6 protein-coding genes are annotated in these 12,978 nt (G+C 72.8%); 1 reads left to right on the top strand and 5 read right to left on the bottom strand.

Annotated features, from left to right (window positions below; translation table 11 throughout):
• Window positions 1-220: 220 nt before the first annotated feature.
• Window positions 221-3,457: a bifunctional lysylphosphatidylglycerol synthetase/lysine--tRNA ligase LysX gene (gene lysX, locus LNW72_RS15875; RefSeq protein ID WP_250976016.1), complete on the bottom strand. Its 3,237-nt coding sequence runs from the start codon at window positions 3,455-3,457 to the stop codon at window positions 221-223.
• 369 nt (window positions 3,458-3,826) lie between these two features.
• Here lysX and LNW72_RS15870 point away from each other — a divergent pair, with 369 nt between their 5' ends.
• Window positions 3,827-5,278, top strand: coding sequence for an alpha/beta hydrolase (locus tag LNW72_RS15870; RefSeq protein ID WP_250976015.1), 1,452 nt, complete (start codon window positions 3,827-3,829; stop codon window positions 5,276-5,278).
• Between the two features lie 62 nt (window positions 5,279-5,340).
• On the opposite strand, the gene LNW72_RS15865 is transcribed toward LNW72_RS15870, so the two are convergent.
• The 4 genes from LNW72_RS15865 to LNW72_RS15850 form a co-directional block, all read right to left on the bottom strand.
• Complete coding sequence (locus LNW72_RS15865) at window positions 5,341-6,003, bottom strand: hypothetical protein (protein WP_250976014.1); 663 nt, start codon at window positions 6,001-6,003, stop codon at window positions 5,341-5,343.
• Window positions 6,004-6,262: 259 nt separating this feature from the next.
• Window positions 6,263-8,914 (bottom strand): phosphatidylglycerol lysyltransferase domain-containing protein, encoded by a 2,652-nt coding sequence (locus tag LNW72_RS15860; RefSeq protein ID WP_250976013.1) that lies wholly within the window; start codon window positions 8,912-8,914, stop codon window positions 6,263-6,265.
• A 32-nt stretch (window positions 8,915-8,946) separates the two neighbouring features.
• Window positions 8,947-11,520 carry a DUF2156 domain-containing protein gene (locus LNW72_RS15855; protein WP_250976012.1) on the bottom strand — a complete coding sequence of 858 codons (2,574 nt, stop codon included), beginning with the start codon at window positions 11,518-11,520 and terminating at the stop codon, window positions 8,947-8,949.
• Window positions 11,521-11,533: 13 nt separating this feature from the next.
• Window positions 11,534-12,916, bottom strand: a complete 1,383-nt coding sequence (locus LNW72_RS15850) for an esterase family protein (RefSeq protein ID WP_250976011.1) — start codon at window positions 12,914-12,916, stop codon at window positions 11,534-11,536.
• Window positions 12,917-12,978: the final 62 nt, after the last annotated feature.

The following is a 12,978-nucleotide window of genomic DNA, read 5'->3' as shown; positions in this document are numbered from 1 at the left end:
AGAAGTTGGTTCGAATCCAGCCGGCTCCACGCACGGGGCCGTAGCTCATCGGTAGAGCGACCCACTCGCTAGTTCGTGTCGTCGGAGGGCCGGTCCGCTCCGGACCGGCCCTCCGTACGTCCCGTGCTCCCACCGTAAGGGCAGCCCCCGGCCGGCGCCCTCGTCCGTTCGGCCAATGTCCGGCCGTCCCGTATCCCCCTAGGGCCGGTATATCCGCAGATCAGCGGCGGCGGACCAGGGGGAACGGCAGGGTTTCGCGGATCGACCGGCCGGTAAGGAACATCACCAGGCGGTCGACGCCGATGCCCAGCCCCCCGGTCGGCGGCATCGCGTACTCCAGGGCGGTCAGGAAGTCCTCGTCGAGTTCCATCGCCTCGGGGTCGCCGCCCGCCGCGAGCAGCGACTGCTCGGTGAGCCGGCGGCGCTGCTCGACCGGGTCGGTGAGCTCCGTGTAGGCGGTGCCCAGCTCGGTGCCGTACGCGACCAGGTCCCAGCGTTCCGCGAGCCGGGGGTCGACGCGGTGCTGCCGGGTGAGCGGGGAGACGTCCAGCGGGAAGTCCTTGTAGAACGTCGGGACGGTGGTGCGCTCCTCGACCAGCCGCTCGTACATCTCCAGCACGATGTCGCCGCGCCCGTCGGCAGGGGTGTGCGGGACGCCCGCGCGGTCGCAGAGCCGCCGCAGCACGTCGGGCGGGGTGTCGGCGGTGACCTCCTCGCCGAGCGCCTGCGAGATCGCGTCGTTGACGGTCCGCACCGGCCACAGCCCGGACAGGTCGACGTCGCCGCCGTCCCGGCGGGCGGTCTGCGAGCCGTTGGCGGCGGTCGCGGCCTGCTGGATCAGTTCGCGGGTCAGGTCGAGCATCGAGTCGTAGTCGGCGTAGGCCTGGTACGCCTCCAGCATCGTGAACTCGGGGTTGTGCTTGTACGACACGCCCTCGTTGCGGAAGGTGCGGCCGAGCTCGAAGACCTTCTCGACACCGCCGACGCAGAGCCGTTTGAGATACAGCTCCGGGGCGATGCGCAGATACAGGTCCAGGTCGTAGGCGTTGATGTGGGTGGTGAACGGGCGGGCGTTGGCGCCGCCGTGCACCGGCTGCAGCATCGGCGTCTCGACCTCCAGATAGCCGCGGGCCACCAGTGACTCGCGCACCGAGTGCACCGCGGCGCTGCGGGCCCGCAGCACGTCGCGGGCCTCGGGCCGGACCACCAGGTCGAGATAGCGCTGCCGGACCCGGGCCTCCGGGTCGGTCAGGCCGCGCCGCTTGTCGGGCAGCGGGTGCAGGCACTTGGCGCTCAGCCGCCAGGTGGACGCGTCGGCGGTCACCTCGCCGGTCCGGCTCGCGCCCATCACGGCATCGAAGTCCAGCAGGTCGCCCAGGTCGACGTCGGAGCCGAACGCCCGCATCCCCTCGGCGGTGAAGTGGTCACGGCCCAGCAGGATCTGCAGATCGCCCGACCAGTCCCGCAGCGTCACGAAGACCACGCCGCCGTGGTCGCGCAACCGCAACACCCGTCCGGACAGCCGTACTTCGGTGCCGGCGGGCGCCGCCGCCGCGGCCGCCAGGGTGTGCGTGGGCACGATGCCGGGCGGGTACGGGTCGGTCTCGGCGTCCCGCAGCCGCTCCAGCTTCCGCAGCCTGACGCGTACCTGCTCCGGGCGCCCGGAGCCGGCAGTCCGGCCCGGTCCCGCCGCTGCCGCCGACAGGTCGGCGGCGGCCGCCGAGGCCTCCTCCAGTTCGACGAACGCGGGCAGCGCGGCCGGTCCCTGCCCCACGTTCCGGTCCCGCCAGAAGCGCAGCCGCGGCATCTCCACGAAGCCTTCGGCGATTCCGGACGCCAGACCGATACGGGCCAGGTCCTTCGCCTCGGAGTAGCAGAGGAAGCGCGGATACCACTCCGGCTGGTACTTCACGTTCGACCGGTACAGGGCCTCCAGCTGCCACCACCGGGAGAAGAAGAGCAACAGCCGCCGCCACAGCCGCAGCACCGGGCCCGCGCCGATCCTCGCGCCCTCCTCGAAGACCGAGCGGAAGACCGCGAAGTTCAGCGAGATCTGCCGGATGCCGAGCCGGGGCGACTGCGCCGCCAGCTCCGTCACCATGAACTCCATGATCCCGTTGGGGGCGGCGGGATCGCGCCGCATCACGTCCAGCGAGACCCCGGCCCGGCCCCAGGGCGCGAACGACAGCAGCGCGATGACCTGTCCCGCGTCGTCCAGCGCCTCGACGAGCAGGCAGTCGCCGTCCGCCGGGTCGCCGAGCCGGCCCAGCGCCATCGAGAACCCGCGCTCGGTATCGGTGCCGCGCCAGGCGTCCGCCCGTGCCACGACCTCGTGCAACTCGTCAGGCGACAGCTCGCGGTGCCGGCGGATCCGGCTCGTCGCACCGGTGCGCCGCACCCGGTTGACGGCCTGCCGGGTGCCACGCATCTCGCGGCCCCCCAGATCGAAGCCACCGACCTCCAGCACCGCCTCGTCGCCCAGTTCCAGCGCACCGAGCCCGGCCCGGGAGTACGCCTTCGCGCCCTCCTCGCCCGCGCCCATCACCGCCGGCACCCAGCCGTACTGCGCCGCGTGCTCCAGCCACGCCTCGATGGCGGGCCCCCACGCCTCGGTGTCACCCAGCGGATCGCCACTGGCCAGACAGACGCCCACCTCGACGCGGAAGGTGACGGCGGCCTTCCCGCTGGGCGAGAAGACCACCGACTTGTCCCGCCGGGTGGCGAAGTAGCCGAGCGAGTCCTGCTCCCCGTACTTCGCCAGCAGGGCGCGGATCCGCGGCTCGTCGTCGCCGTGCAGCGCCGCTTCGACCTTCTGCGAGCGGAACAGCGTGGCGGCGGCGGCGAGCAGCGCGAGCGCGCCGAACAGACCGAGCCAGAAGTTGGTCCAGAAGGGCGGATGACCGATGCCGGCCGGCAGGTCGTTGACGCCACCGACCACCCGGTTGACCGCCCACCGCAGCCGGTCCTTCCCGACCAGCGTGCCGGGGAACACCGACAGCAGCGCCCAGCCGGCCAGGACGCCGATCACCAGGCCCACCAGCAGCACCAGCAGCGCCCGCCAGAACGCGCCCTTGCGCACCCGCGCGGAGAACTCGCCGCGCGCCAGCACCAGCGCGGCGAGCGCGGCGCCGGTGATGGCCAGCGCCGGGATGGCGCTCCACTCCGAGAAGACGATCAGCACCACGTTCGCCAGGACCGTCAGCCCGAGGAACACCACGACGATCCAGTACGCCACCCGCTTGCGCGCGGCCAGCGCGCCGGCGAGCAGCATCAGGAACGCCGCGTAGGCGAGGTTCGCGGACGCCGGCACCGTCAGGATCTCCACCCAGCGGCGCACGGGTTCGAGGAGACGGTGCAGGGGGCCGACTACGGCGAGGACGGCGCAGAAGATGGCGAGTGAGGCGAAGAACTCCCCGAACCACCCCGGTACCGAGCGCTTCCAGCGGGGTTCCTCCATACGACCATGCTGGTCGTCCCCCGGCTTTCCGCAACCGGGACGCCGCCGCCGGAGCCCCCACCGGAGCCCGGTCCGGCACCGGGCTTCCCCCACCCGCCCGCCCTGTGCCCTCAAACGCCGGGCGGGCTGGGGGTGGCCTCAAGCGCCGGCCGGGCTGGGGGTGGGGAACGGTCTTCAAGCGCGGGGCGGGCTGGGGAGGGTGTCAGGCGCGGGCAGGTTGGGGGTGGCCTCAAGCGCCGGGCGGACCGGGGGAGGGGAACGGCCTTCAAGCGCCGGGCGGGCTGGGGGTGGGCCTCAGGCGCCGGGCTGGCGTTCGGGTCTGCCTTCGCCCGGCGTGCGGGGGCCCGTGGGGGCGTTTAGGTTGGCGGGATGGGGCTCGGGTTGTGGTTGGCGGTGGGGTCGACGACGGCGTTGGTGCTGGTCGGAGGCCCGGCGCAGCCGGATCTGACGCGGTTCTACGCGCAGCGGATCACCTGGTCCGCATGCGCGGCCGACGGCATGCAGTGCGGCAGCATCGTGGTGCCGCTGGACTACGCGACGCCCTCCCGCGGCACCGCCGACATCGCGCTGTCGCGCTACCCCGCCACCGGCCCCGGTGACCGCATCGGCTCCCTGCCGGTGAACTTCGGCGGCCCCGGGGTCTCCGGGATCGACACGCTCGCGGGCCGGGCCGGTACGGACCTGGCGGTCCTCAACACCCGGTACGACCTGATCGGGTTCGATCCGCGCGGGGTGGGCCGCAGTGTGCCGGTGGACTGCGGTGAGCCGCCGCCCGCGGAGGGGGAGCTGATCGAGCAGGTCCGGCGGCTCGCCGGGCAGTGCGGGCAGCGCTCCGGCAGGATCCTGCCGTGGATCGGGACGACGAACGTGTCGCGCGATCTGGACGTCATGCGGGCGGCGCTGGGTGACGAGAAGCTCGACTACCTGGGCTTCTCGTACGGGACCAAGCTGGGCGCGGTGTACGCGCACCAGTTCCCCGACCGCGCGGGACGGCTGGTGCTGGACGGGGTGGAGGATCCGGCGTCCGACAGCGAGCGGGTGGCGCTCGGTCAGGCGGCCGCGTTCCAGCGCGCGCTGGAGGCGTTCGTCAAGGACTGCGCGGCGCAGGGGAAGGCGTGCCCGATCGAGGGGGCCGACCAGCGCGCACGGATGGCAGGACTGGCGGACCGGAGCGAGCGGCTCGCGCACGACCCGCTGCGGACCGCCGTCGGGGACCTCGGCCAGGACGAGTACCTGGCGGCGCTGCAGACGGCCCTGTACAGCGCGGACTCCTGGCCGGTGCTGAGCGAGGCACTCGCCGCCCTGCGGGCCGGCGACGGCGAGCCGTTGCTGCTGCTCGCGCAGGACGGGGGCTCGGACGTCCGGCGGCGGAACCCGTCCGACGGGAGCGATCCGGGGCGGACCAACTACGCGGTGGCGAAGCTGGCCGTGGACTGCCGGGACACCTCCGACCGCTACACGGCCGGTCAGGTGGCGGCGGCCGGGGCGGCGTTCGCCGCCGCGTCGCCGGTGTTCGGCCGGGCCATCGCCGATTCGATGCTGGCCTGCGCCGGCTGGCCGTCCGCCGGGGACAACACCTCACGCGACGTCAGGGCGGTGGATGCCCCCAAGGCGCTGCTGGTGTCCACGAAGGGCGACCCGGCGACGCCGTACGCGAACGCCCGGCGGATGAGCGACGCGCTGGGCAACGGGAGCCCGGTCCTGACGTTCAACGGACAGGGCCACGGTGCCTACTTCGCGCACAGCACCTGCGTGACGGAAGCCGTCGACGGTTTCCTGCTGGAGGGCAGGCTGCCCGCGGCGGCCACCGTCTGCGACTGACCGACTGACCGACTGACGACCGACGGACCGATCGACCGACCGCGAGCAGCCCGCGCCACCGCTCAGCTGTCGCTGCCGCGGGCCCGTCGGCGTCCCAGGACGATCGTGCCCGTGAGAGCCGCGGCCACCAGTGCCGCGCCCAGCGCGGTCTCGGCCGGATCCATGCCGATGCCGCCGCCGAGGCCGGTCTGCACACCGCCCTTGGGCGTGCGGGACGAGACGGTGAGGGTGCCGGTGAACGGGCCCTGCTTGCCGGTGGTGGCCTTCTGGCAGGACACCGAGACCTCGTACTGGCCCGGCTCGGTGCCCTCCGGGACCGTACCGACCCCGCCGACCTGGTTGCTGAGCGTGGAGAGGTTGACCGAAGGGATGGCCGAGCCGCCGGAGGCGGACCTGAACGTGGCGACGCCGCTCGTGCCGCTGCAGTTGCCGCCGTCGAAGACGGAGAACTGGCCGCCGGGGGCCACCGGGTCCGGCTGGACGATGACGGGATTGGCCGGCCCCACCGGCGTGAGGGGCACGGCGGGCGAGGAGAGCTCGCTGGGCACGTCGGGCGAGGCCAGGTCGGTGGGCACGTCGGGGGAGGAGAGGTCGGCGGGTGCCGAGGGCTCCGCGGACTCGACGGGGGCGATGGGCTCGGTCGAGACGGCTGACGCGGCTCCCACCGCGCTCAGCGCGATGACCGCGGCAAGGGCGGAGCCGGCGAGTAGGTGCTGTGAGCGCATCGGGTTTCTCCCAGGGCGGGGTCACGGACGGTGTTCCGCGGGGCGGACAGGAGTCCGCCCACCCTCCGAGGACACCCGGACGGCGCTCCCGGTGCCTGTTGACGATCGCTCAGGACTACTCCGAACGGACCAACGGACGACCGGGGCCGACGCGGCAGGCGCAGGTCAGGGAGCGGGTCGGGACACGTTGGGAACGGATGCTGGTGCCACGGCCGGTCGGGTGAAACGGGTCCGGCCGGCGCCCCGCACCCGGCCCGCCTCAGCGCGGGCCGGGAGCCGAATCGTCCGGCGTGGAATCCGGCGTGGAATCCGGCCCGGTACCGTCCGGTTCGGAACCCAGCGCCGTCGCGGGCGCCGCCGGGTACGGCGCCCCGCCCAGCCGCGGCAGCCGCGGCGCCGTCAGGAAGCCCTCGGCCATGGCGGTGGCGGTGGCGATACGGGGCAGCTCGGCGGACCGCTCGTACAGCAGGTGGCGCGGGCGCCACTCCGGCAGGTAGGCGGCGTAGGAGCGGTAGCGGGCCTCCAGGTGCCAGCGGCGGGAGAGCAGCCGGAGGACCTTGCGCCACAGCCGCAGCAGCGGACCCGCACCGGCCTTGCCGTCCTCCTCGAAGACCGAGCGGAAGACCGCGAAGTTGAGGGACACCCGCTCGACGCCGCGCACGGGCTCGGCGTCCGCCCGGGCCAGCAGCAGCAGTTCGGTGATCAGGTAGTCGATCAGCGCGCTGCCGGACTCGCGGTCGCGGCGCATCAGGTCGAGGCAGAGGCCGCGCCGGCCCCACGGCACGAAGCTCAGCAGCGCCGATGTGCGTCCCTGCGGGTCGCGGCACTCCACCATCACGCACTCGCCGTCCGCGGGGTCGCCCAGCCGGCCCAGGGCCACCGAGAAGCCGCGCTCGCTGGCGTGCCGCCGCCAGGCGTCGGCGAGATGGGCCAGATCGGCCATCTCGTCGCGGGGGATGTCGCGGTGGCGGCGTACGACGGCGGTGTAGCCGGCGTCGCGGATCAGCCCGTGGGCCTCGCGCAGCGGGCGCAGCGCCGCACCGCCTTCCGCTGACGTGCCCAGGTAGGTTCCGGCGAACGCGGCGACGTCGACCACCGCCTCGTCGCCGAAGTCCAGCGACTTCAGCCCGGCCCGTTCGTAGACCGCCGCGGCCCCCCCGCCGGCCCCGGTGACCCCCGGGATCCAGGCGTGCCGGCGGGCGTCGGCCAGCCAGCCGTCGATCGCCGCCGGCCACTCCTCGCGGTCCCCGATCGGATCGCCGGAGGCCAGCGCGACCCCGTTCACCACCCGGTACAGCACGGCGGCCCGGCCGCCGGGCGACCAGCTCACCGACTTGTCGCGGCGCAGGGCGAAGTACCCGACCGGATCGTGTTCGCCGTGCGTGGCGAGCAGATCGCGCAGCCGCTGTTCGTCCGCCGGCTGGAGCCGGGCGCGGCCGCGCGGGGAGCGGAAGAACGCGAGCAGCACCATCAGCATCAGCGTGACGCTCAGCAGGTTGATGGCGAGGTCGGTCCAGGCGGGCACGGTGATCTCGGGCAGGTCGAACAGGCTGGAGACGGTCAGCACGCGCAGCACGGCGTAGTGCAGGCAGGCACGCCAGCTCGCCGGCGGCGGGGCGTCGGTCGCGTGCACCAGGACGGTGCCCAGGCCCACCGTGACGACGCTGCCGATCAGCAGCGACACCAGTCCGAGGGCGACGTTGCCGCGCTCGCCCCGCACGTTGAACGCCCGGCGGGACACCGCCAGCGCGAGTGCCAGCAGCAGGGTGAGGCCGAGGGAGATCCAGTTGAAGGGGTGCGCGCGGGCCTCCGGGAGCAGATCCAGCGCCAGCAGGCACAGCGCCAGATATCCCCAGACCAGCGTGACGGCGACGATCCAGGACGCGCGCTTGCGGCGGCGCAGCGTCACCGCGAGCAGGAAGGCCAGGACGGCGCCGGTGAAGCCCGGGCTCAGCAGGAAGGCGGTGAAGAACTCCCCGTCGGTGGCCCGGTGCACCCGTTCGCGGAACGGCGCGATCAGCCCGGTCAGGACGTTCACCACGGCGGCGGCCCGCAGGTACCAGACGGCGACCGCCGCGCCCGGCTGCTGCAGCGGCCGCAGCCACACCTCGATCCGGGACGGCGGGATGTCGACGAGCGTCGGGCGCGGCACGGGGGCGCTCTCGGACTTCGACTTCAGGTGCGGGGCGCCCGCGACCGCGTCCATCAGCCTGGTCTTGAACGCGACCAGCCGCCGGTGGACGCGGTCCTCGCGGCGCTCGGAGCGGGCCAGCCGCCGGGGCCGGGAGTGGTAGCGCCAGCGGGACCAGGGGCTGGCCGGGCGGGCCAGCCGCAGCGCCCCGATGATCGCGACCGGCGGCATCATCACGCCGATCAGCCCCGTCCACACCTTGCCCTTGATCAGGCAGATGACCACGAAGCCCAGCAGGACCGCCGCGACACCGATCTGTTCACCGTTGATCCCGCCGACGAAGCCGCCCAGCGGGGCCTCCCCGATGAGCAGCAGACCGATCACCGCGACGGCGAGGATCACCGCGTCCACGGACTTGCGGCCCTGCTCGCTCCAGTAGACGTCCTCCAGGTGCAGGACGAGGGCGAACTCGTCGAGCACCAGCCCGCAGCCGATGCCGAACAGCACGGCCAGCAGGTTGTGCGCGAGGACCCCGCCGCGTACGGCGAAGGAGCCGATGCCGCCGATGAGCATCATGGCCTGGCCGAAGACGACATGGTGGATGTGCAGGCCGCCCGGGTTGACGTTCCCCGGCCACCAGCTCACCCCGCGCCGGATCATCCGCACGCTGAAGCGGATGAAGAGGAACGAGCCGATCAACCCGACGAGCAGCAGGAACAGCGGTTCGCGACCGTTGTCGACGATCCGCGACCGGTAGGCGTCGGCCAGCCAGTCCCACATGGCGTCACCTCAATCCGGATTCGGACCCCGGCTCAGGAGCCGGACAGCTGGCGGACCAGCCGTACGCCCTGAGCCGCCGTCATGTGCGGAAGGTAGGCCTTGCCGATGGCCCGGGTGATGGTCGGCAGAGCGGCCGGATCGGGGTAGCACATGTACATAGGGTGGTAGTCGGGCTGGAATTTTGCCTTGAACGCGAGCAATGAACGGAAACCGTACACCGGTTCCAGTAGTCGCCCCGACACATCGACCAGCCGCTGCAGTGGCGCCGGGGCCTCGCCGCGGTCCACCCGCGCCATCGGCGCCCCCGACAGGCTGATGAACTCCGCGCCCTCCTCCTTCAGTCCGAGCGCGGAGGAGGCGATCAGGAACTCCATGACGCCGCGGAAGCCGGTGGAGCGGCGCCGCATGAAGTCCAGCGTCCAGCCGATCGGCTCGCCGTCCCGGTAGACCGGCATCCAGCTGGTGATGCCGTGGACGGTCCGGTCGGCGTCCAGCGCGATCAGACAGCGCACCTCGGGGTCGTCGAGTTCGTCGAGGCCGCCGAGGGTGAAGCCCATCTCGGGCAGCCCCTTGTCGGCGACCCACTCCTCGGAGATGGCCCGGATCTGCTCGGTGAGCGCCAGCGGCGCGTCCGGGAAGCGCCACCACTCGGCGGTGATGCCGGCCTTGCCCGCCTTGTTGAGCGCGGTGCGGACGTCCTGCCACTTCTTGCCCTTGAACTCCAGGCCGGCCAGCGGTACGACGGTGTCCTCGGCGACCTGCAGGGACTTCCAGCCGAGCGCCTCGGCGGCCTGCCGGGACTCCTCGTTGACGCTGTAGAAGCACGGTGACCAGCCGCGCGCGTCGCAGAACGCGGCGAACTCGCCCACCGCGCGCTCCCGGGCCGACCGCTCCCCGAAGGGGTCGCCGGTGGTCAGCGCGATGGTGGAGAGCACCCGGTACGCGACGCCCGCGTCGCCGCCGGGGGACGTCCAGTAGTGGTTGCCCTGCCAGGTGGACAGGTACGAGAGCGTGGAGCCGCCGTGCTCGGTGAGGATCGAACGGGCCCGCCGGGCCTGCTCGTCGGAGGACCGCAGCCGGTTGCTGCGGAAGACCACCAGCAGCGAGACGAGCGCGACCAGCCAGGGCACCAGACCGCAGTACTCGTACAGCCAGTGGGCGCCCGAGCCGACCGGGATGGGGCCCTGGTCGGCGAGGTCGCTGTAGATGGGCGGCAGGAAGACGGAGACGAGCCCCTGGCACAGGAAGGAGACGGTGGCGACCGGGTAGAACTGATCGCGGATCGCGTAGGCGGTGCCCACGTACACGGCGGCGACGGCCAGCACGCTGCCGCCGACGACCAGGGCGAGCCTGCGGACCGAGCTGCGCGGCAGCCGCAGTTGGAAGCGGCTCCGGGTGACGACCAGCAGGACGATCGAGGCGGCGGGCAGCAGGATCTGCTCGATGCAGGCGCGGATCAGCCAGCTCCGGTCGTCCCGGCCCTCCGGGGTGCTGAGGTCCAGCGAACCGAGGAAGTCCACCATCTCGTAGAGAACGATCGCCATCAGCGCCAGATTGACCACGATGGCGAGGATCCAGGCCAGCCGCCGGCCGCGCCGCAGTCCTTCGGCGAGGACGAGCAGCAGCAGCGCGGGCATGACCGTCATCAGGATCGCGGGGGAGTCGTAGAAGTGTTCCTCGGCGTGGATCTGGTGGCAGGCCCGCACCGATTCGGCGCAGGCGTCCTGGACGGCCTGGGCGTCGGGGTGCGAGGTGACGAGCAGATCGCGGAAGGTGGCCAGCGGGCCGAGCGCGTCGGGCGAGAGCATCGTCAGCGCCGGGCCGATCGCGGCGGCGGCGATGAACAGCCCGACCAGCACGCGGGTCTCGGAGTGCGACGCACCGGCCGGCCGGTGCGGCCGGCGGTGCGGCAGCCGGTGCCAGAACACCGCCCCGACGGCCAGGCCGATCACCCCGCCGGTGACCTGCAGCAGGTCCAGCAGGGTGCCCAGGTACAGCGCGAGGACCAGCACGACCGCGGCCAGCAGCAGGCGCACCCGGCGCCGCCACAGCGCCGTCATCGTCCCGCTCACCGTGAAGGCCACCCCCGCCACGGCGACCGTGGGGCCGACCGCCGCCTGCAGGGAGAGCAGTTCCAGCCAGTCGTCGCCGGCCAGGTCGCCGAGCTTGGCCAGGCCCACCCCCAGCAGGGTGCCGGCCACCTGGGCGGCCACCAGCGCCAGCACGGTGCGCGCGGAGCCCATCCGGCGCTCCGCCAGGGTGCCGAGCACGGCGAGCGCCACGGTGCTGATCAGATACATGTCGAGGCTGGAGCACCACAGGCCGGAGCTGAGCGGGGTCCACCAGTGGCCCTCGGCGAGGGTCTCCCAGCCGACGCCGACGGCGTCGAACAGCTGGTCGTCCGGGCCCCTGCGCAGCGATCCGGTGGCCGCGCCGGTGATCCACAGGGCGGCGATCAGGGTCACGGTGACGGGCGCGTGCCGCAGCTGCCCGGCGCCGCGCCGGGTGTTGGCCGCCCAGGACCGCCACCGGCCGGGCGGCTTCGGCGTACTGGGCCCGGTCGGCTCCGGGCCGTCGGGGAGTTCCCGCGCCTGCGTTTCGGTCATCGGTGCAGTCCCGTCAGCCGCTGGATGGGGAGGTCAGATGGGTGACGCCGCCGAGCCAGGCCAGCCCCACGCCGAGGGCGGGCCGCCAGACCGCCCAGCTGTGGCCGCCCGGCAGTTCCTTGTACGTGACGTTCATCCCGGCCTTGCGGGCCGCCGCGTACGCGTCCCGCTGCTGCGGCGCGAAGGTGCCGTCGGCGGAGCCGACGATGAACAGGCCGTTGGTGCCGGGGAAGGACTTCTTCCGCATGATCTTCAGCGGGCTGATGGCGTCGTAGGCGGCCGAACTGCCGCCGAACAGCTCGTCGACGGTGCGCTGGTGGCCGCCCAGGGTCGGTTCGCGCTGCCCGGAGATGTCGACGAACGACCCGAAGAGTTCCGGCGCGGTGACGGCCAGCTGCAGCGAGCAGGTGCCGCCGAGCGAGTAGCCGCCCGCGGCCCAGGACGCGGGTGCGCTCGCGACCTGGAGGTTGGCCCTGATCCAGGCCGGTACGTCCTGGGTGAGGTAGGTGTGCACCTTGCCGCGTTTCGAGTCCACGCAGATGGTGTTGTTCAGCGGCGAGTGGAGGGTGTCGACGGAGACCGCGACCGGCGCGAGACCGTGGTGCTCGGCGGCGTACGCGTCCATGGTCTCGGCCAGCTGCCCGGAGTCGAGCCAGTCCTGCGGCGATCCGGGCTGACCGGGCATCAGGACGATGACGGGGAGCAGCGCGCGCGGGCTGGTCCGGTAGGCGGGCGGCAGATAGACCCAGGCGTCGCGCGCGTCGAAGCCGGAGACGGTGCCGGGGATCTTCACCTTCGACAGCGATCCCTTGCCGGGCATGTCAGCCGGCGGTTTCCACACCGATTCGAGCGTGCCGCCTTCCGGGGTGCGGACGGTGGCGTTCTGCCTGCCGCCGCCGGCTGTCCTGAGGTCGGTGCTCTGCCGGGTCAGCGCGGTCACCAGGGTGCGGAGCCGGGGGTACTGGTCGTAGAACACGTTCACTTGGGAGCACGCGGCGAGCAGCACGAGCAGGCCCGCCAGCAGCGCGGCCAGCCTGATCCGCCAGTGCGGGGTGCAGAAGCAGCGGGCCACGGCCAGGGCGACGCCGAAGACTCCGACCCCGATCCACACCAGGACGCTGATCGGCAGTTCATCGGCGATCAGCCGCCAGGAGTTGTCCTCCAGGTACTGCACGACGAACACCGCGACGGCGGTACCGAGGGCGATCAGCGGGACGGTGACGGTCCACCAGGAGCGGCGGCGGACCACGAGCAGCCAGCCGAGCGACAGCAGGCCGATCACGAGCACGATCCAGGGCACGGCGCCGTTGGTCAGCGGCCACTCCATCGGCCCGCTCATGGCCAGCGGCTGTCGCACAGCGACCTCCCCGGTGACGCGCAGATTCATAAATGACATCAGAAATACCTAAACTAGGACATACTGCATTCACCTGCCAGTGGTGGCCCCCGGTTCGGCCA

The sequence above is a fragment of the Streptomyces sp. RKAG293 genome, from assembly GCF_023701745.1.
In the GTDB taxonomy this organism is placed as follows: Bacteria; Actinomycetota; Actinomycetes; order Streptomycetales; family Streptomycetaceae; genus Actinacidiphila.
This window is presented reverse-complemented; position numbering and strand designations above follow the sequence as displayed.